Raw genomic sequence first — 20,169 nt, 5'->3', positions numbered from 1 at the left:
TCCCCGGCAAATTTACCGCCAAAATTTGGAAAAAAAGCCTTTAGCACCTATATTAAAGCCATGTTTGTCGCGTGATTCGACATATCTTTGAAGCTGCATTCGCAGCGCGTTTTTCGAAAGATTTTCATGAGCGAGATGCCCGAGATGAATTCCGAAGCCCCCGCCGAGTATGGCGCGGATTCCATTCGTGTTCTGAAAGGCCTGGATGCTGTTCGCAAGCGTCCCGGCATGTATATCGGTGACACGGATGACGGCTCCGGCCTGCATCATATGGTCTACGAGGTCGTGGACAATGCGATCGACGAAGCGCTGGCAGGACATGCCACGCTTGTCACCGTCGCCCTCAACCCGGACGGCTCCTGCACCGTGACCGATAATGGTCGTGGCATTCCGACCGACATCCATAAGGAAGAAGGCGTTTCAGCGGCCGAGGTCATCATGACCCAGCTTCACGCCGGTGGTAAGTTCGACCAGAATTCCTACAAGGTTTCCGGTGGTCTGCACGGAGTTGGCGTTTCGGTTGTGAACGCGCTGTCGATCTGGCTGAAGCTGAAGATCCGTCGTGCCGGCAAGATTCATGAGATGAGCTTTACCCATGGCGTGGCCGATGCCCCGCTCGTGGTAACCGGTGATGCCGGTGCGGAGACGGGTACGGAAGTCAGCTTCCTGCCCTCGCCCGATACCTTCAGCATGGTCGAATTCGATTTCGATACGCTGGAGCGCCGCCTGCGCGAACTCGCCTTCCTCAATTCCGGCGTTCGCATCAAGCTCACCGACCGCCGCCATGCGGACGTGGTCGAGCATGAGTTGCACTATGACGGCGGGCTTGTGGAATTCGTGAAATATATCGACCAGAGCAAGAAATCGCTTCTGGAAGAGCCGATTTATATCCGCAGCGAAAAAGATGGCATGACGGTTGAAGTCGCCATGTGGTGGAACGATTCCTACCACGAGAAGGTGCTGTGCTTCACCAACAACATCCCGCAGCGCGATGGCGGCACGCATCTGGCCGGTTTTCGCGGCGCGCTGACCCGTCAGGTGACGGGCTATGCCGATGCTTCGGGCATGACCAAAAAGGAAAAGGTGACGCTGACCGGCGATGACTGCCGCGAAGGCCTGACCGCCGTTCTTTCGGTCAAGGTTCCTGATCCGAAGTTCTCGTCGCAGACCAAGGACAAGCTGGTTTCCTCGGAGGTTCGCCCGGTTGTGGAAAGCCTCGTCAATGAAGCGCTTTCGACATGGCTGGAAGAACATCCGGCTGGCGGCAAGATTGTAGTCGAAAAGGTCATTCAGGCAGCCGCTGCCCGTGAAGCTGCCCGCAAGGCGCGCGACATCACCCGCAAGAGCAATCTGAGCGTGACGTCCCTGCCCGGCAAGCTCGCCGACTGCCAGGAGCGCGATCCGGCCAAATCTGAAATCTTCATCGTCGAAGGTGACTCGGCAGGTGGCTCTGCAAAGAGCGGTCGTTCGCGCCAGAACCAGGCCATCCTGCCGCTGCGCGGCAAAATCCTCAATGTGGAACGCGTCCGCTTCGACCGCATGATCTCATCCGATCAGGTTGGCACGCTGATTACTGCGCTCGGCACATCAATCGGCAAGGATGAAACGCACGGTTTCAACCCGGACAAGCTGCGCTATCACAAGATCATCATCATGACCGATGCTGACGTCGACGGCGCGCATATTCGTACATTGCTGCTAACCTTCTTCTTCCGGCAGATGCCGGAACTGATCGAGCGCGGCCATATCTATATCGCCCAGCCGCCGCTCTATAAGGTCTCGCGTGGCAAGTCCTCGCAATACATCAAGAACGAGGCCGCCTTCGAAGACTTCCTCATTGAGACGGGTCTTGAAGAAGCCACGCTGGAAATGGCAAGCGGCGAAGTTCGCGCCGGGCCTGACTTGCGTTCGGTGGTGGAAGATGCACGCACCATGCGTCAGCTTCTGGCGGGTCTTCACACGCGCTATGACCGTCGCGTGGTGGAGCAGGCTGCCATCGCGGGGCTCCTGCATCCGGATGCATCAAGGGACAATGCAACCGCACAGCGTTCCGCCGATACTGTTGCAAAGCGTCTCGACATGATCTCGGAAGAAACCGAACGTGGTTGGGAAGCACATGTGACGGAAGATGGCGGCTATCGCTTTGAGCGCATGGTGCGCGGCGTGAAGGACATTGCCATTCTCGACATGGCATTGCTCGGTTCTGCCGATGCTCGTCAGATCGACCGCGTGGCTTCGCGTCTGTCAGAGGTCTTTGCCGAGCCGCCTGTGCTGCGCCGCAAGGACAAGGTGGAGACACTTTCCGGCCCGATGGGCCTGCTCGACGCAATCTTTGCGACGGGCCGCAAGGGCCTGACCCTGCAGCGCTACAAAGGCTTGGGCGAAATGAACGCCGAACAGCTTTGGGAAACCACGCTCGATCCGAACGTGCGTTCGCTGCTGCAGGTCAAGGTGACGGATGCGACCGATGCTGATTCACTCTTTTCGCGCTTGATGGGCGATGACGTGGAACCGCGGCGCGAGTTCATTCAGGAAAACGCGCTGAGCGTTGCCAATCTCGACGTTTAAAAAACACAAACCCCGAAAAGCCGGAAAGCTTCTCGGGGTTTTATAATACCCAAAGAAAAGCCCGCTATTTAGCGGGCTTTTCTTTTATCGTGGTTATTTACTCGCCGCGACGCTTCTTGCTGTAACCGCCGCCTTCAGGCTTTTTACCGCCCTTTTTGAAACCATCTTTCTTGAAGTCGTCTCCACGGGAGAAATCACGTGGCTTGTCCCACTTGTCGCCTTTCGAGCGGTCGCCTTTATAGCCGTCGCTCTTGTAGCCATCCCGGAAGCCGCCTTCCTTGGACTTGTCGCCGCGTGGTTTGAAACCACCCTTGCCTTCGCGCGGAGCAGCGTCACCGCCTGCACCTGCAACGGCAGTGCGGATCACAAGACCCTTTTCACCGGTGCCGCGTTCTTCGACAGAACGGCGGAACTCATCGGCCTTCGAAGCCGTGATTTCGAAGCGGGTTTCATTGTCGAAAATCTTGATCGAACCGACATCGCGCTTGGAAACATCGCCCGCCTTGCAGATGAGCGGCAGCAGCCACTTCGGATCAGCGCGATGCTTGCGACCGGCAGAAACCGAGAACCAAACGCCGTCAAAGTGTGCATTGCGGTCGAAACGTTCGCCCGGCTCGCCACGCTCACGACGCTCGCCGCGTTCGAAGCGGTCGCCACGGTCAGAACGTTCGCCTTTTTCAAAACGATCTCTGGGTTTCTTGCCACCAACCGGATGCACCGGTGCATCGGAAACTTCTTCCGCTGCCGGATAGGAAGCCACTTCGCGGTTGAGGAAAGCAGCGGCAATCTGTTCCGGCGTATAACGCTCGGTCAGCGCCTTCAGGAGATCCTGATATTCTTCTTCAACCGGCTGGTTGAAGACTTCCGCATTCAAAATACGCTCATTGGTCTTGGCCTGAACAGCAGCGATGCTTGGTGCCGGAACCGTCTGCGCATCGAGCTTCGCCATATGCAGAAGGCGCTCTGCAGTGCGGCGACGCGAGAACGGCACAACCAGCACACAGGTGCCCTTGCGACCGGCGCGACCCGTACGCCCCGAACGATGCAGCATCGTCTCGGGATTGTTCGGAAGATCGGCATGAATGACGAGGTCGAGATTGGGCAGATCGATGCCGCGCGCGGCAACGTCGGTTGCCACGCAGACGCGGGCACGACCGTCGCGCATTGCCTGCAAGGCGTTGTTGCGTTCGGCCTGGCTCAGTTCGCCCGACAGCGCAACCACCGCAAAGCCGCGATTGGAAAGCCGGCTTGCCATATGCTTCACCGCTTCGCGGGTGGAGCAGAAAATGATCGAGTTCTGTGAATCGTAATAGAGCAGCGTATTGATGATCGCGTGGTCGCGCTCATGCGGCGGCACCGGCATGGCGACATAGTCGATATCGGCGTGCTGGCTGGTTTCGCTCTGGACGGTGAGGCGAAGCGCATCGTTCTGGAAGCGCTTGGCAAGCTGGGCAATCTGCTTCGGCACGGTTGCCGAGAACATCAGCGTGCGGCGGTCTTCCGGTGCTTCGCCGAGGATGAATTCGAGATCTTCGCGAAAGCCCATGTCGAGCATTTCGTCGGCTTCATCGAGAACGACAGCACGCAGCTCCGACATGTCGAGAGCGTCACGGGTAATATGATCGCGCAGACGTCCTGGCGTACCGACAACGATATGAGCGCCACGTTCCAGCGCGCGACGCTCGGTGCGGATATCCATGCCGCCGACGCAGGATGCGATGCGCGCGCCGGTATCGGCATAAAGCCATTCCAGCTCGCGGCGAACCTGAAGTGCCAGTTCGCGCGTCGGCGCGATGATCATGGCAAGCGGCGCACCGGCATCGCTGAAACGCAGCTCGTCTTCGAGGATGGTGTTGGCCATTGCGAGGCCGAAAGCAACCGTCTTGCCCGATCCGGTCTGTGCGGAAACGAGAAGATCGGCATCAAGCGTTTCAGGCGCCAGAACGGCGTTTTGAACGGCGGTGAGTGTATTATAACCGCGAGCGGCTAATGCTCCGGACAGAGCCGGAGCGATGGTTTCGGGCAAAGACATGAACCACTTTCACGAAAAAAGCTTCTCAAGCCGTATACCCATTGGTCGTGAACCCACTTGTCCACGACTCCCCTGACGACCACCGAAGCAACAGAATTGATGCTTCCCTATAGGGTTGGACCGCTCAGGTCAACCGGCCAAACCTCAGAGCGCAATTCGATCCGATTGAATCGTACCGCCGCTCTGGTCCTTTTTGACGCGCATTTGGCCCGAAAACCGCTTCACACTTTTCGGAATGCGCTCTAATGCGCCTCATCCCAGTTATGCGCTGCGCGCGCATCGACATGCAGCGGCACCGCAAGCGAGACGGCAGGCATCGCCGCATTTTCCATAATGTGACGAACGACCGGTATGGTCTTTTCGACTTCATTATCAGGCACTTCGAAGATCAGTTCATCGTGCACTTGCAACAACATGCGCGCGGCAAGATTTTGCTCCGCCAGCGCATCTTCCATGCGGATCATGGCGCGGCGGATAATGTCGGCGGCGGAACCCTGTATCGGCGCATTGATGGCCGCGCGCTCATTGAACGCACGAACCTGCGGGTTGGATGCCCTGATATCGGGATAATGCGCACGACGCCCGAAAATCGTTTCGACATAGCCATTCTCGCGCGCGAAAGCTTTGGTCGCCTCCATGTAATCCTTGATGCCGGGGAAGCGCTCGAAATAGGTGCGGATATACTGCCCTGCTTCTTCGCGCGGAATCGACAACTGGTTGGCGAGGCCGAATGCAGAAATGCCGTAGATGATGCCGAAATTGATCGCTTTGGCACGGCGGCGCACTTCCGACGGCATACCTTCCACCGGCACGCCGAACATTTCGGATGCCGTCATGGCGTGAATGTCTATGCCGTCGGCAAAGGCCTGCTTCAGTTGCGCGATATCGGCCACATGGGCCAGCACGCGCAGTTCGATCTGGCTGTAATCGGCAGAAACCAGCTTGTTACCGGGCTCGGCAATGAAGGCCGTCCTGATCTTGCGGCCTTCTGCGGTGCGCACCGGAATATTTTGCAGGTTCGGGTCGGATGACGAAAGACGTCCGGTCGAAGTGGACGCCATCGCATAGGACGTATGAACGCGCTTTGTCTCCGGGTTGATGAACCCCGGCAGCGCATCGGTATAGGTGGATTTGAGCTTGGTGAGCTGACGCCAGTCGACGATCTTGCGCGGCAGCGGATGACCTTCGGCAGCAAGGTCTTCCAGCACCTGCGCAGACGTGGACCATTGACCGGTCTTGGTCTTCGACGCGCCCGACAAGCTCATCTTGCCAAACAGAATGTCGCCAAGCTGCTTGGGCGAACCGATATTGAATCTTTCACCTGCCAGTTCGTAAATCTCGTCTTCATAGGCAGCGGCAGCCTGTGCCAGATCGCCGGAAAGACGCGACAGTACCTGGCGGTCAACGGCAATGCCGCGTTCTTCCATGCGCGCCAAAACATCGACCAGCGGACGTTCCAGACGCTCATAGACCGACATCAGCCCTTCAGCTGCAAGACGCGGTTTCAGAACTTGCCACAGGCGCAAGGTCACATCGGCGTCTTCTGCCGCATAAGCCGTGGCACGGTCGAGATCGACCATGTCGAAGCTGACAGCGCTCTTGCCGCTTCCCGCCACATCCTTATAGGGAATTGGCGTATGACGGAGCCAGCGCTCGGACAACGGGTCCATGCCATGGCTACCCGTGCCAGCATCCAGCACATAGGAAATCAGCATCGTATCGTCGAACGAGACTGTATTGATCCCATGGCGGCGCATGACCAGCCAGTCATATTTCATGTTCTGCGCGATCTTGAGAACGGAAGCATCCTCAAGCACGATCTTCAAAGCGGCCAGCGCCTCATCCAGCGGAATTTGTCCTTCGACCATGCCGCCGCCGAGAAGATCACCGGCGCCAGACTTGTGTTGGAGCGGAATATAAGCGGCTCTGCCCGGCGCCAAGGCCAGAGAAAAACCAACCAGCTCCGCCTGCATCGGATCAAGCGACGTCGTTTCCGTATCGAAGGCCAAAACACCGGTTTCAACCGCCTCTGCGAGCCAGAGTTTCAGCGTGGCGATATCGCGAATGCAGGTATAAGCGCTCGTATCGATTGTCTGTGCGGCTGCTTCTGTCGCCCGCTTTTCTGCGAGCGCCTTCGGCGTGTAGCCCTGATCCGAGGCAGCGACAGCGGATGTCGGTTGCGACGCAGCATTATCAGCCTTGGCGGGAACATCGACATCGGGACCATGGGCGTCCGCGCCCCAGTCTGTCTCCACATGGCACGGCTCGACAGCCGATGCGTCGGTGTCAGTCGCTTCGGCCACCCGGCGAGTGAGCGAAGTGAATTCCATAGCCTTCAGGAAGCCGATCAGCTTCGGGCCGTTCTGCGGCTCCAGCACCAGACTGTCCAGATCGACATCCAGCGGCACGTCGGTCTTGAGTGTAACCAGCTCGCGCGAAATCTTCGTCTGGTCGGCAAACGCCAGAATGTTCTCGCGACGCTTGTTCTGCTTGATTTCGGAAGCGCGGGCCAGAAGCGTATCGAGATCGCCGAATTCTTCCAGCAATTGCGCCGCCGTCTTCGGCCCGATGCCGGGAATGCCGGGAACATTGTCGGTGCTGTCGCCGGTCAGCGATTGCAGGTCGATCATCTTTTCCGGCGGAACGCCCCATTTCTCGATCACTTCCGGGATCGAAATCTGCTTGTCCTTCATGCTGTCATACATCGATACGCTTGGCGTCACGAGCTGCATGAGATCCTTGTCGGACGAAACGATGGTGACATCGCCGCCAGCCTGCTCGGCAATACGGGCATAGGTCGCGATCAGGTCGTCAGCCTCGAAACCTTCCTTCTCGATGCAGGGCAGATTGAACGCGCGCGTTGCCTGACGGATGAGGCCGAACTGAGGAATGAGATCTTCCGGCGGCGCGGTGCGATTGGCCTTGTATTCAGGATAGATTTCATTGCGGAACGTCTTCGACGAATAATCGAAGATGACCGCAAAATGGGTCGGCACCACGCCCACATCGGTGTTGCGCGCATCTTTCAAGAGCTTCCATAGCATGTTGCAGAAGCCCGAGACGGCGCCGACCGGCAGACCATCCGTCTTGCGGGTCAGCGGTGGCAGGGCATGATAGGCGCGGAAAATATAGCCCGAGCCGTCAACGAGAAAGAGATGATCGCCTTTTTTCATAAGCTAGAATTAGAGGAAATGACGCCTAAAGAAAACCACTCCCGTGTCAGGAGAAACATCCGTCCACGTGAAAGAAAACCCATCACGTCGCGGTAACACGTTTGTTACAGATTTGTAATCTTCCGTGCCCTTGAATAGCCACAGTTGAAAGGCCAAATCTCAGTCATCGACAGTTCGTCGGTCGCCGGTTTTCTGACCCGTCCCCCGTTGGATGCCGGATGCTAGCGGTAGCCTCATTCCCCTCTCCGGGCTACCGCTTTGAGTGTAGTGACATGGCCGTTGCGGTACCCCCTCACCGTAACGGCCAATTCATTTTATCGAGGCTCTTCTTTCTTCCAAACCGGGTTTCATCCTGACGACGCTGGTTGTAGTGTGCCGCCAGTTTACGTTACGACTCGTCAGGAAATTTCCATGTCCCAGCAATCGTCTGCGCAATCGCTCGACAAAGTACTCAGCCACCTCGACGCCAATCTCGATCAGAGCCTCGATCGCCTGTTCGATCTTTTGCGGATCAAGTCGATTTCGACCGACCCGGCCTACAAGGCCGATTGCCGCAAGGCTGCGGAATGGCTCGTCGAAGATTTGAAGACAATCGGTTTCGATGCCAGTGTGCGCGACACGCCCGGCCACCCGATGGTGGTTGCCCATCATGAAGGCGCGACACCGGATGCGCCGCACGTGCTGTTCTATGGTCACTATGACGTGCAGCCGGTCGATCCGCTAAATCTTTGGGAAAACGATCCTTTCGATCCGGCTATCAAGGACGTGGGTAATGGCCGCAAGATACTGACCGGTCGCGGCACGTCCGACGACAAGGGCCAGCTCATGACCTTTGTGGAAGCCTGCCGCGCCTACAAGGCGATCAATGGCAATCTGCCAGTCAAGGTGACACTCCTGTTTGAAGGTGAAGAGGAATCCGGCTCGCCATCGCTGAAGCCGTTCCTCGACGCCAACAAGCAAGAGCTGAAGGCCGATGTGGCACTCGTCTGCGACACGGCCATGTGGGACGCAGAAACACCTGCCATCAGCGTGGGCTTGCGCGGTCTCGTCGGCGAGGAGATCGTCATCAAGGCAGCCGATCGCGATCTCCATTCCGGCTTCTTCGGCGGTGCTGCGGCAAACCCGATCCACGTCCTGACAAAAATTCTGGCCGACCTGCACGACGAAACCGGGCGCGTGACAGTTCCCGATTTCTATGAGGGCGTCGAAGAAACACCGACGCAGATTCTGAAGTCATGGGAAAGCCTTGGCCGCACGGCTGAAAACTTCCTCGGTCCGATCGGTCTGTCCATTCCATCCGGCGAAAAAGGCCGCAGCGTTCTGGAACTGACATGGGCGCGCCCGACCGCTGAAGTCAACGGCATCACCGGCGGCTATACCGGCGAAGGTTTCAAGACCGTCATTGCAGCGGAAGCTTCCGCCAAGGTTTCGTTCCGTCTTGTCCACAAGCAGGACCCGGTCAAAATCCGCGAAGCCTTCCGCACATTCGTCAAGGAACGTCTGCCAGCCGATTGTTCGGTCGAGTTCCATCCGCATGGTGGCTCGCCAGCCATCCAGCTACCCTACGATTCACCGCTTGTTTCCAAGGCCAAGAATGCGCTTTCCGACGAATGGCCGAAGCCAGCCGTGTTGATCGCCATGGGCGGCTCGATCCCGATTGTCGGCGACTTCGACAAATTCCTCGGCATGGAATCGCTGCTCGTGGGCTTTGGCCTCGAAGATGACCGCATCCATTCGCCCAATGAAAAATACGAGCTGAACTCCTTCCACAAGGGACAACGCTCTTGGGCACGTATTATGGCGGCAATCGCCGCGAAGTAAGGATAACTGAATGACCATCCGTTTTCACAAGAACGATCTGCCGAACCTCGACAACTATCAGGTCGATGCGGTCGCCATCGACACCGAAACGCTGGGCCTGAACCCGCATCGCGACCGGCTTTGCGTGGTGCAAATTTCGCCCGGTGACGGCACGGCAGACGTGATTCAGATTGAAGCCGGTCAGAAGAAGGCCCCCAATCTGGTCAAGCTTCTGAAGGATCGCTCGATCACCAAGATCTTTCATTTTGGCCGCTTCGATCTGGCCGTGCTGGCGCAGGCTTTCGGCACCATGCCGCAACCTGTGTTCTGCACCAAGATCGCATCGAAGCTGACCCGTACCTATACGGACCGCCATGGCCTGAAAGAGCTTTGCAACGAGCTTCTCGACGTTTCGATTTCCAAACAGCAGCAATCATCGGACTGGGCCGCGGAAACACTGTCGGCTGCGCAGCTCGAATATGCGGCTTCCGACGTGCTCTATCTGCACCGTCTGAAAGCCGTGCTCGAACAGCGGCTGGAACGCGATGGCCGTGCGAAACAGGCCGAAGCCTGCTTCAAGTTCCTGCCAACGCGCTCGGAACTCGATCTGATGGGCTGGCCCGAGGACGACATTTTCGCCCATTCGTGATGAGATCAAACGGCGGCGGTAGCCGCCGTTTTCTTTTGCGGCACCTGATCGATATAGGCCCAGCCGGGACGGCGGAACAGAAACTGTCCGTAACCGCTCCACTGGATAAGGCCATAAAGAATGACCGGACCGATGACACCGCTGGCTGTCGTCAGGAGCGAGACTGTACCGATATCGCCAATGCCAAGTTTCAGCAGCGCTGTGCGGGCAATGGCCATCGGCAGGAAGAAAGCCAGATAGACGACAATCGAATGCGCACCGAGCCAGCTCAAGCCTCGATGCAGCCAGTTTCTGGCCGACAGCAGGCTGAGGAGCGAAGATATGGAAATGATTGCCAGCGCACCCACCAGACCCAGGAGAAGTGAAACGACCGGCAGATCGCTGATTGCGCCCCGCCCATCCAGAAGGTCGCTTGCGGGTGATATCAGCGCGGCAAGGCTTTCCGGCACTGGCATGAAGACGAGCTTGTATTCGATCAGGCCCCAGACCAGCAGTCCGGCAACACCGATGAGCGGGCGCTGTCGAAGCCAGTCCGCAGCCCGGAAGATGGCGGGAGCAAAAGCATAGCCCGCATAGAAATAGACGAAACGTGAGCAGAATTCGTCGACCATAATCCAACCCGTATGAATCGGCAGGATTTCGAGAAATGCCAGCGCCGTAAAGGTCACGCCTACCGGCACGCGCTTCAAAAGCCGTGTCGCGATGAAGAAAACAGGCAGGATATAGATGAACCAGAGCGTTCCGAACGGTTCGATGAACGCCATCAGATAGGCGTTCGCCACACCGGAAACTCCGGCTTCGCTGGCAATGCCCGGCGCCTTGAACGCAAACTGGATCGTCAGCCACAGAATATAGAAATAGAGAAAATGCACGACCTTGCGGTCAAGATAGCGCCGCCATGGCCGGTCGATCACAAGACTGAGAAACAAGCCTGATATCATAAAGAAATCCGGCATACGGAAGGGTTTGGCAAAGGCGACCACATAGTGCATCCAGCCCTGGGCGCCGGCTGCTTTCTCCACGCCCAGCGTCGAATGCATCATGACCACGAAGATGATGCAGATACCCTTGGCAATATCGACCCAGTCGACCCGCCCATTCATGCCCTTCGCGTCATGCATTTCCGTTTCCCCCGCAAGTTCTGTCGCTTTCTATAACGCGACAACGGCGGAATTACATCCGGTATAACTTGCGCGTGTCTGCGCCATATTGCGCCTGACGACATCAAGACTCCTCACAGGGTGCTCACGCTAACGTGTACCGCTCTGGCGACATTCCCCTTGATGTGTCTCGTTTGCTACAGACTTTTGACAGCAATCGCTTATATTAGGGACAAATATTGGTTCTGAGACTTTCCTTCAGGAGGTTTATCATGAAGCTCAAGGCCCTTCTTCTTGCATCGACTGTTGCCCTTGTGGCCGCTACAGGCGCAAAGGCTGCCGACGCTGTCATCGAGCAGGAACCAGTTCCGGTTGTGGTTGCACCAACCTTTACCTGGAGCGGTGCTTACATCGGTGGCCAGATCGGCTACGGCTGGGGCAAGTCCGATTTCAGCGGCGACGTCTATAGCTTTGGCAACGTCAAGCCGGATGGCTTCCTCGGCGGCATCTATGCCGGTTACAACTTCGATCTCGGCAACAGCATCGTTCTCGGTATCGACGGCGATGTGACCTACAACGATGTTTCCAAGGACATCGATGTCTACAGCGGTGACCTCGCAGTTGGCGATTTCGAAACCAAGCTTCGCTGGTCCGGTGCCGTTCGGGCACGTGTCGGTTATGCGGTTGATCGCTTCATGCCCTACCTCGCCGGCGGTGTTGCATTCGGCAACATCAAAAACAGCGGCAGCATTGACGGTATCGGCAGCTTCTCCGAAAGCAAGACGCTTACCGGCTGGACTGCAGGCGCCGGCGTTGACTATGCCGCAACCGACAACCTGATCGTTCGCCTCGAATATCGCTACACCGACTATGGCGATAAGGACATTGAGTTTGGCGGCCTGAATGTCAATCAGGACTTCAAGACCAACGAAGTTCGCCTCGGCGTCGCATACAAGTTCTAATTCTGGTTGAATACATATCTGAAAAGGCTCCGCATCGCGGGGCCTTTTTTTCGTTGGCATAGGCCTGAATTTATTTGGATAAATTTTATTGATAACTAAAATACATAGAACGAAAAACATTCGGAGTTTGCTTTTTAGTAAAGCAAAAATTGAATAATAACAAATTGTATATTAAGTTATTTCTAAACTATATTTATGTTGCCATAATGCTACATACATCATGACATAGAAATACTATCTAAAAATCCATATCGAACATATTTTATAGGAGTTTTCGATGAAGTTCAGAATTCTACTTGGCGCTTCCCTGCTCGCAGTCGTCGCCAGCACCGGTGCTTATGCAGCCGACGCAATCGTTTCGCAGGAACCTGCCCCAATGGCAGCTCCCGCCTTCTCATGGGGCGGCGCTTATATCGGTGGTGAGATTGGCTGGGGCTGGGGCCGCGCCAAGCTTGACGACAAGTCCACGGATCAGTCCAACGAGTTCAAGCCGAACGGCTTCATCGGTGGCGTCTATGCTGGCTATAACTTCGACATGGGCAACAATGTCATTCTCGGCGTTGACGGCAACTTCGACTACAACGACCTGAAGAAGTCGCACGACTATATTTCGAACAGCAACGCTGTTCAGACTTCAGCTGAAACGAAGCTGCAGTGGTCGGGCGCTGTTCGCGCACGCGCTGGTTATGCCGTTGACCGCTTCATGCCCTACATCGCCGGTGGCGTTGCTTTCGGCGGCGTGAAGAACTCGCTCAATGTCGGCGGCAGCGACTATAACAACGACAAGACCCTGACCGGCTGGACTGTTGGTACCGGCGTTGACTACGCTGCGACCGACAATGTCCTTCTGCGCCTCGAATATCGCTATACCGATTTCGGCAACAAGGATTTCGACCTTGGCAACACCGCAACACGCGGCTCGTTCAAGACCAACGATATCCGCCTCGGTGTTGCTTACAAATTCTAAGCACATAATCGGGCTTATAACTGAGAAAAGGCTCCGCCCCCGCGGAGCCTTTTTTGTGTGTGAACGATTTACGTCCCTTTAAACTGCCGCATTTACCCTGCACCGGATTAGGCCCTTATTTGCTTTTGCGGCACAAAATCCCGTAAAGCACGCAGACATTATTCAGAATGACCGGTCCACATCACGATTGGACCGGCAAACGGGTGGGCGGATCCAGGCTGACATGACATCGCGTGACGATAAAAACCGGCGCATCGAACCTTCCTTCGGTGGCGAAGAGAAAAAAGATGACGAGGTTTTTCGCGTCGACGAGGAGGATCGCATGGCACGCTCACAGCAGCGCCGACGCAGGCAATCAGAAGAACCGGAACCACGCGCTTCACGACGTGGCAAGAAGAAGCCGCATGGCTTTTTCGGCTTTCTGCGCCGCTCGATCTACTGGTGCCTCGTGCTCGGCCTCTGGGGCGGTATCGCCTTTGCAGGCATGCTGGTCTATTTCGCCGCCAAGATGCCGCCGACGACGGATTGGGCCATTCCTGATCGTCCACCGAATGTGCGTATCGTTGACGTCAACGGAAACCTGATCGCCAATCGCGGGACTACCGGCGGCGAGGCCGTGGGCTTACATGAAATGTCGCCCTTTATCCCGAAGGCCGTCATCGCTATCGAGGATCGCCGCTTCTATTCGCATTTCGGCATTGACCCCATCGGCCTTGCCCGCGCAGTAGTAACCAATGTTGTTTCAGGCCGCGCTGTTCAGGGCGGATCAACGCTGACCCAGCAGCTTGCCAAGAACCTCTTTCTTTCTCCCGACCGCACACTTGAGCGCAAGGTGCAGGAAGTCATGCTCGCGCTCTGGCTTGAGCACAAATACACCAAGGACCAGATTCTTGAGATGTATCTGAACCGGGTTTATCTCGGTTCCGGCGCTTTCGGTGTTGATGCAGCCTCCCGGCGTTATTTCAGCAAGCCCGCCAAGGATGTGAACCTGATGGAAGCGGCAACCCTTGCCGGTCTTCTGAAGGCACCGTCGCGCCTGTCGCCTGCCCGCGATCCGGAAGCCGCCGCTGCACGTGCCAAGCTGGTGCTGGGCGCCATGCGCGAGGAAGGCATGATCGACGACAGCCAGATGGCCATCGCCGAAAGCGAACCGATGACGCGCGCTCCATCCTACTGGCAGGGCTCGGAAAACTATGTTGCCGACAAGGTTGTGGCGGAACTACCCGAGCTGATCGGTGAAGCAAAGGAAGACATCACCGTCCAGACCACCATTGATCTGAACCTGCAGCGCGCAGGCGAAGAGGCGATCAAGGACCAGATTTCCCAAAACGGGAAAAAGATGAATGCCAGCCAGAGCGCGCTCGTTTCCATCGACAGTACCGGCGCAGTGCGCGCCATGGTCGGCGGGGTCGATTACGCCACAAGCCAGTTCGACCGTGTCACCGATGCTCACCGCCAACCTGCATCATCCTTCAAGCCCTTCGTCTATCTGACGGCGCTCGAACAGGGGCGGACACCGGACTCGGTACGCAACGATGCTCCGGTTCGTATCGGCAAATGGACGCCGAGCAACGATAACGGCAAATATATGGGACAGGTGACGCTGGCTACCGCCCTTTCTCATTCACTGAATTCCGTTGCCGCGCAGCTCGTGATGGAAGTCGGCCCACAGACCGTGATCGACACGGCCCATCGGCTCGGCGTTCAGTCCAAACTCGAAGCCAATGCCTCGCTGGCACTCGGCACGTCGGAAGTGACCCTGTTGGAACTGACCGATGCCTATGTGCCTTTTGCCAATGGCGGCTATCGCGCACCTGTCTATTTCATCACCAAGGTGACGGATTCGGACGGTAAGGTGCTTTACCAGAAAGAGGACGGCGTCGGTCCGCGTGTCATCGATGAGCGCAATGTCGGCATGATGAATGCAATGCTGCGGCGAACCGTCGAGGACGGAACGGCAAAGCGCGCCGCTTTCGGGTGGCCTGCCGCTGGCAAAACCGGTACCAGCCAGAATTTCCGCGATGCATGGTTTATCGGCTATACGGCTAATCTCACGACCGGCGTGTGGTTCGGCAATGACGATGGCAAGGGCATGAAGCGCGTGTTCGGTTCGACCCTTCCCGTGGCAGCCTGGAAAAACTTCATGAAGGAAGCGCATAAGGGTGTGCCTATCGCCGAGCTTCCCGGACATTACGATATCCAGAACGTTGTCCCCGGCGGCAGCGATGGCATCGACCCGAATGCGCCGTACGATCCCGGCATGATGCCGCAGGATTCCTATGGCAATCAGCCAATGGCGAGCACTGGCGACGATGGTTACTGGCCACCTGCGCCGGATTCCCCGGTTCGCAGCGGTATCCAGCAGTCGGGCCAGACGGGACGCCCGCTCACCGAACAGCCCGGTGCCGCGACATATCCTGCCAATGCCAATGAAAACTACCGCCCGATGCCGCCCGGCGATGTGGGTGCCGGGCAGCAGCCACAGTCAGGAAAATCCACGACATTGCTCGATATCATCATGGGTAATTCACAGTAACATCAGTAAGGGCCGCCGGTGGCGGCCTTTACTCGCGCCCAAGTGAAGCAGCTTCAATGCAAGCTTGTTGAAGCGCTTTTCGATCTGATTGAATCAGCTCGGCCCTTTTACTAATTTCGTTAGAGTGCATCACGAAAACCGTTTCACACTTTTCGTGATGCGCTTTAATTCCCCTCGAAATCTTGAGCGGCTTGGTCTATTCAAGATTGGAGAGCGAGGTTTCTATGTCCCAAGTTACCAAATCAGACGTTGCCGGTTCCGATGCTCCCAAGGCGGATGCCGAACGTAAAACGCTGGTCCTGACCGGCGCCAGCCGCGGCATCGGCCACGCGACCGTAAAACGTTTTTCGCGGGCCGGGTGGCGCGTCATCACCTGCTCGCGACAGGATTTTTCCGACAATTGCCCCTGGCCTGCCGGTCCGGAAGATCACATCAAGGTCGACCTCGCCGATCAGGAAGACGTCGGCAAGGCAATCGCCGAGATCCGCCGCCGTCTCGAAGCCGATGGTAGCAAGCTTCATGCACTGGTCAACAATGCAGGCATTTCGCCGAAGGCGGAGGGCGGACGCCGCATGAATTCCATCGAAACGCCCATGGCGGTCTGGCGCGATGTATTTCAGGTCAACTTCCTTGCCTCGATCATGCTGGCACGTGGCCTGTTCAAGGAACTCGAGGCTGCACATGGCTCGGTGGTCAATGTGACCTCGATCGCGGGGAGCCGCGTGCACCCCTTTGCCGGAACCGCCTATGCTACATCGAAGGCCGCACTTGCTGCCCTGACCCGCGAAATGGCCTCCGACTTCGGCCCTTACGGTATCCGCGTCAATGCCATTGCACCGGGAGAAATCGATACGGCGATCCTTTCACCGGGAACCGACAAGCTGGTGGAACAGCTTCCGATGCGCCGCCTCGGCAAGACATCGGAAGTGGCGGAAACCATCTACTTCCTCTGCTCCGAGGCCTCATCCTATGTGACGGGTTCGGAAATTCATATCAATGGCGGCCAGCACGTCTGACATCTTAACAAAGCGCGGAGATTGAAATTCTTCGCGCTTTTGTGGTTATGTCTGTTTCAATCGATTTAACAACTGAGTTGTGCCTTCATGATCCTTTGCTGCGGTGAATCCCTGATCGACATGCTGCCACGCGAAACCGCAACGGGGGAAACCGCGTTCCAGCCTTTCGCAGGTGGCTCCGTCTTCAACACGGCCATCGCACTTGGACGCCTTGAGGTCCCAACCGGTTTCTTTTCAGGCATTTCCTCCGATTTTTTCGGCGAGGTGCTGCGCGATAATCTGGCGCGATCCAATGTCGATTATTCTTTTGCCGCAATCTCGGACCGCCCAACGACACTGGCTTTCGTGCGTCTGGTCGATGGGCAGGCGCGTTACGCCTTCTATGATGAAAATACTGCTGGCCGCATGCTGGCCGAGAGCGACATGCCCTATGTCGATGATGCCATCGACGCCATGCTGTTCGGCTGCATCAGCCTGATTTCCGAACCGTGCGGCAGCGTCTATGAAGCGCTGATGACGCGTGAGGCACCAAGGCGGGTCATGTTCCTCGACCCGAATATCCGTGCTGGCTTCATCACCGACCGCGAAAAACATCTGGCGCGCATGAAGCGCATGATCGCGCTCGCCGATATCGTGAAACTTTCAGACGAAGATCTCGCCTGGTTTGGCGAAAAGGGCAGCCACGACGAAATCGCAGCCGAATGGCTGAAGCTCGGACCGAAACTGGTGGTCATTACCAAGGGCGCGCATGGCGCTGACGCCTATACGACCAAGGCAACCGTGCGCGTGCCGGGTGTGAAAGTGGACGTGATTGACACCGTTGGCGCCGGCGACACGGTCAATGCGGGCATTCTCGCCAGCCTTCACAATCAGGGCCTTCTCGACAAGGACGCGCTTGCCGAACTGACTGAAGACCAGATTCATTCCGCTGTCGCGCTCGGGGTCCGGGCTGCTGCCGTCACCGTCTCGCGTGCAGGTGCAAACCCGCCATGGGCGCATGAGATGAAGGATTGACGCAAGGCAAAGCCGTGACATGATGCGTCCGGCCTGCGTCGACCTTTTCCGACAAGGTCCGAACAGGAGTCCAGAACATCATGAGCATCGAATTTCTGCTGACATCCTTCATCATTGTCGCCTCCCCCGGCACTGGCGTGCTGGTAACGCTTGCGGCAGGGCTGTCCCGTGGCGCACGGGCCTCGGTCATTGCCGCGCTCGGCTGCACGCTCGGCATCGTGCCGCATATGCTGGCTGCCGTGACAGGGCTGGCAGCTCTGCTCCATACCAGCGCACTTGCTTTCGAGGTCATCAAATATGCAGGCGTTGCCTATCTGCTCTATATGGCGTGGATGACGCTCAAGGAGCATGGCACACTGAAGATCGAAACCAACGACGCACCGCGTTCGGACCGTGAGGTCATCTGGTCGGCAATTCTGGTCAATCTGCTGAACCCCAAACTGTCGATATTCTTCTTTGCCTTCCTGCCGCAATTCGTAAATACGCAGCAGGGCGGGACGGTTGCCCGCATGGTGGAACTGTCTCTCGTCTTCATGGCGATGACATTCGTGGTGTTTGCGTTCTACGGTGTGTTCGCAGCCGCCGTCCGTAACCAGATCATCTCGCGCCCCGCTGTGCTTGCATGGATGCGCCGCAGCTTTGCTGCCGCCTTCGTCGCGCTCGGGGCAAAACTCGCACTGACCGAACGATAGACCATGGCCCAGAATATTTATGATCGCGACGACTTCTTCGCCGCTTACAGCCAGTTGCCACGTTCCGTGCATGGGCTGGAAGGCGCGCCTGAATGGCCACTTGTCCGTTCGCTTTTGCCTGATCTGACCGGCCGTGACGTTGCCGATCTCGGCTGCGGCTTCGGCTGGTTTTGCCGCTTTGCCCGCGAACAGGGTGCTGCATCCCTCACCGGCTACGATCTTTCGGAGAACATGCTCGAACGCGCACGCCGCGACACACAGGATGACGCCGTTCGCTACATTCAGGCCGACATGGAAGGGCTGGAACTTCCAGAAGCAAGCTTCGATCTCGTCTACAGTTCTTTGGCCTTTCACTATATCCGCGACTTCCCGCGTCTTTTGAAAGCGATCCATGCAGCTTTGCGGCCAGAAGGTCGCTTTGTTTTCACGATTGAACATCCGATCTTCATGGCACCGCTTACGCCTAGCTGGATCGAGGAAGGCAACGGCCAGAAGCGCTGGCCGGTCGATCATTATGCAGTGGAAGGTGAAAGGCGAACCGATTGGCTGGCAGAGGGTGTCATTAAATATCACCGCCGCCTCAGCACCTCCGTCAATGCGCTGATTGAGGCCGGATTTGCCATCAACCGGCTGGAGGAATGGCATCCATCGCCAGAGCAGATCGCGGCATGGCCAGCACTGTCGGAGGAGATGGAACGACCTATGCTGTTGATAGTTTCCGCTAGCCGACAGACTGCTTGACCAGCCACATTTCACGCCTTTTATAGGGGTGGGCGGGACACGAATCAGACTGGCGAGGAGAAACCATGGACGTGTTGCGCATTGCTGCCTTTTCGCAAGGCAATCAGGGCGGCAATCCCGCTGGAGTGTTGATCGCCGATCGCCTCCCCTCCCCGCAAGATATGCAGAAAATTGCAAAGGATGTGGGCTTTTCCGAAACCGCCTTTGCTGCACCGGAGGACGATAGCTGGCGCGTTCGCTATTTTGCACCGGAAATGGAAGTGCCGTTCTGCGGTCACGCTACCATTGCTCTCGGCGCCGCGTTGGCCATGCGCATGGGCGATGGACGTTTCGCACTCAAGCTCAACAATGGCGATATCAGCGTCGAAGGCCGCAAGGAAGGCGAGCTGTTTGCGGCCAGCCTGCAATCGCCGCCGACGCGCCAGCGTGCCGCCAATGATGCGGAAGTGGAACAGGCGCTGGCACTGTTCAGTTTCGAACAGGATGATCTGGCACCCGGTCTGGCACCCGCCCTGATCCATGCCGGGGCGGATCATATCGTGCTTCCGCTTCGTTCACGCGAAAAGCTGGCTTCGATGCATTACGACATGGCGCGCGGGCGCATCCTGATGAAGCGGCAAGGCTGGACGACGATCCTGCTCATCTATTCCGAGACGCCGAAGCGCTTCCACAGCCGCAACCCGTTTGCCTCCGGCGGAGTTTATGAAGACCCGGCGACTGGCGCGGCCACGGCGGCCTTTGCCGCCTATCTGCGTGATAGCGGCTGGCCGCATGGCGGCGAGATCGAAGTCTTTCAGGGCGAGGATATGGGCAGTCCGTCACATCTGCGCGCCCTGATCGGCAATGAGCGCGGCGGCTCTATCCGCGTTTCCGGCACCGCACGGTTGATGGAATAGAGCGCATCCCGAAAAGTGTGAAA

Annotated in this window: 14 protein-coding genes; 11 read left to right on the top strand and 3 right to left on the bottom strand. The window is 57.3% G+C overall.

Going from position 1 to position 20,169, the window contains the following annotated elements:
- Positions 1-126 precede the first annotated feature (126 nt).
- Entirely contained in the window at positions 127-2,568 is a 2,442-nt protein-coding gene (gyrB, locus tag OHI65_RS10260; protein WP_125300536.1) for a DNA topoisomerase (ATP-hydrolyzing) subunit B, read from the top strand.
- A 97-nt stretch (positions 2,569-2,665) separates the two neighbouring features.
- Here gyrB and OHI65_RS10255 read toward each other — a convergent pair whose 3' ends face one another.
- Both OHI65_RS10255 and polA read right to left on the bottom strand, forming a co-directional pair.
- Positions 2,666-4,600: a DEAD/DEAH box helicase gene (locus tag OHI65_RS10255; protein WP_010657974.1), complete on the bottom strand. Its 1,935-nt coding sequence runs from the start codon at positions 4,598-4,600 to the stop codon at positions 2,666-2,668.
- A 242-nt stretch (positions 4,601-4,842) separates the two neighbouring features.
- Entirely contained in the window at positions 4,843-7,773 is a 2,931-nt protein-coding gene (gene polA, locus OHI65_RS10250) for a DNA polymerase I (RefSeq protein WP_125300535.1), read from the bottom strand.
- 411 nt (positions 7,774-8,184) lie between these two features.
- Between polA and OHI65_RS10245 the strand changes: the two genes are divergently transcribed.
- Positions 8,185-9,594, top strand: a complete 1,410-nt coding sequence (locus tag OHI65_RS10245) for a dipeptidase (RefSeq protein ID WP_125300534.1) — start codon at positions 8,185-8,187, stop codon at positions 9,592-9,594.
- A gap of 10 nt (positions 9,595-9,604) precedes the next feature.
- On the top strand, positions 9,605-10,222 hold the full coding sequence (locus OHI65_RS10240; RefSeq protein ID WP_011982348.1) for a ribonuclease D: 618 nt from the start codon (positions 9,605-9,607) through the stop codon (positions 10,220-10,222).
- Between the two features lie 5 nt (positions 10,223-10,227).
- On the opposite strand, the gene OHI65_RS10235 is transcribed toward OHI65_RS10240, so the two are convergent.
- Positions 10,228-11,343, bottom strand: a complete 1,116-nt coding sequence (locus tag OHI65_RS10235; RefSeq protein WP_125300533.1) for an acyltransferase family protein — start codon at positions 11,341-11,343, stop codon at positions 10,228-10,230.
- 251 nt (positions 11,344-11,594) lie between these two features.
- On the opposite strand from OHI65_RS10235, the gene OHI65_RS10230 reads away from it, so the two are divergent.
- From OHI65_RS10230 to OHI65_RS10195, 8 genes are all read left to right on the top strand, one after another.
- Positions 11,595-12,284, top strand: coding sequence for an outer membrane protein (locus tag OHI65_RS10230; RefSeq protein WP_010657969.1), 690 nt, complete (start codon positions 11,595-11,597; stop codon positions 12,282-12,284).
- A 277-nt stretch (positions 12,285-12,561) separates the two neighbouring features.
- Entirely contained in the window at positions 12,562-13,251 is a 690-nt protein-coding gene (locus OHI65_RS10225; protein WP_011982346.1) for an outer membrane protein, read from the top strand.
- Positions 13,252-13,474: 223 nt separating this feature from the next.
- On the top strand, positions 13,475-15,787 hold the full coding sequence (locus tag OHI65_RS10220; RefSeq protein WP_125300532.1) for a transglycosylase domain-containing protein: 2,313 nt from the start codon (positions 13,475-13,477) through the stop codon (positions 15,785-15,787).
- Positions 15,788-16,011: 224 nt separating this feature from the next.
- Complete coding sequence (locus tag OHI65_RS10215) at positions 16,012-16,803, top strand: SDR family NAD(P)-dependent oxidoreductase (protein WP_125300531.1); 792 nt, start codon at positions 16,012-16,014, stop codon at positions 16,801-16,803.
- 87 nt (positions 16,804-16,890) lie between these two features.
- Positions 16,891-17,817, top strand: coding sequence for a carbohydrate kinase family protein (locus OHI65_RS10210; RefSeq protein WP_125300530.1), 927 nt, complete (start codon positions 16,891-16,893; stop codon positions 17,815-17,817).
- A gap of 80 nt (positions 17,818-17,897) precedes the next feature.
- Positions 17,898-18,509 carry a LysE family translocator gene (locus OHI65_RS10205; protein WP_010657964.1) on the top strand — a complete coding sequence of 204 codons (612 nt, stop codon included), beginning with the start codon at positions 17,898-17,900 and terminating at the stop codon, positions 18,507-18,509.
- Positions 18,510-18,512: 3 nt separating this feature from the next.
- Complete coding sequence (locus OHI65_RS10200) at positions 18,513-19,250, top strand: class I SAM-dependent methyltransferase (protein WP_125300529.1); 738 nt, start codon at positions 18,513-18,515, stop codon at positions 19,248-19,250.
- Positions 19,251-19,315: 65 nt separating this feature from the next.
- Positions 19,316-20,146: a PhzF family phenazine biosynthesis protein gene (locus tag OHI65_RS10195; RefSeq protein ID WP_125300528.1), complete on the top strand. Its 831-nt coding sequence runs from the start codon at positions 19,316-19,318 to the stop codon at positions 20,144-20,146.
- The last annotated feature ends 23 nt before the right edge of the window (positions 20,147-20,169 follow it).

The sequence above is a fragment of the Brucella sp. MAB-22 genome (assembly GCF_025908475.1).
Classification (GTDB): Bacteria; Pseudomonadota; Alphaproteobacteria; order Rhizobiales; family Rhizobiaceae; genus Brucella; species Brucella anthropi.
This window is presented reverse-complemented; position numbering and strand designations above follow the sequence as displayed.

What these genes read in the sequence shown, in the direction of transcription:
- gyrB (WP_125300536.1), top strand. Translation starts at nt 127, where the DNA reads ATGAGCGAGATGCCCGAGATGAATTCCGAAGCCCCCGCCGAGTATGGC.
- OHI65_RS10255 (WP_010657974.1), bottom strand. Translation starts at nt 4,600, where the DNA reads ATGTCTTTGCCCGAAACCATCGCTCCGGCTCTGTCCGGAGCATTAGCC.
- polA (WP_125300535.1), bottom strand. Translation starts at nt 7,773, where the DNA reads ATGAAAAAAGGCGATCATCTCTTTCTCGTTGACGGCTCGGGCTATATT.
- OHI65_RS10245 (WP_125300534.1), top strand. Translation starts at nt 8,185, where the DNA reads ATGTCCCAGCAATCGTCTGCGCAATCGCTCGACAAAGTACTCAGCCAC.
- OHI65_RS10240 (WP_011982348.1), top strand. Translation starts at nt 9,605, where the DNA reads ATGACCATCCGTTTTCACAAGAACGATCTGCCGAACCTCGACAACTAT.
- OHI65_RS10235 (WP_125300533.1), bottom strand. Translation starts at nt 11,343, where the DNA reads ATGCATGACGCGAAGGGCATGAATGGGCGGGTCGACTGGGTCGATATT.
- OHI65_RS10230 (WP_010657969.1), top strand. Translation starts at nt 11,595, where the DNA reads ATGAAGCTCAAGGCCCTTCTTCTTGCATCGACTGTTGCCCTTGTGGCC.
- OHI65_RS10225 (WP_011982346.1), top strand. Translation starts at nt 12,562, where the DNA reads ATGAAGTTCAGAATTCTACTTGGCGCTTCCCTGCTCGCAGTCGTCGCC.
- OHI65_RS10220 (WP_125300532.1), top strand. Translation starts at nt 13,475, where the DNA reads ATGACATCGCGTGACGATAAAAACCGGCGCATCGAACCTTCCTTCGGT.
- OHI65_RS10215 (WP_125300531.1), top strand. Translation starts at nt 16,012, where the DNA reads ATGTCCCAAGTTACCAAATCAGACGTTGCCGGTTCCGATGCTCCCAAG.
- OHI65_RS10210 (WP_125300530.1), top strand. Translation starts at nt 16,891, where the DNA reads ATGATCCTTTGCTGCGGTGAATCCCTGATCGACATGCTGCCACGCGAA.
- OHI65_RS10205 (WP_010657964.1), top strand. Translation starts at nt 17,898, where the DNA reads ATGAGCATCGAATTTCTGCTGACATCCTTCATCATTGTCGCCTCCCCC.
- OHI65_RS10200 (WP_125300529.1), top strand. Translation starts at nt 18,513, where the DNA reads ATGGCCCAGAATATTTATGATCGCGACGACTTCTTCGCCGCTTACAGC.
- OHI65_RS10195 (WP_125300528.1), top strand. Translation starts at nt 19,316, where the DNA reads ATGGACGTGTTGCGCATTGCTGCCTTTTCGCAAGGCAATCAGGGCGGC.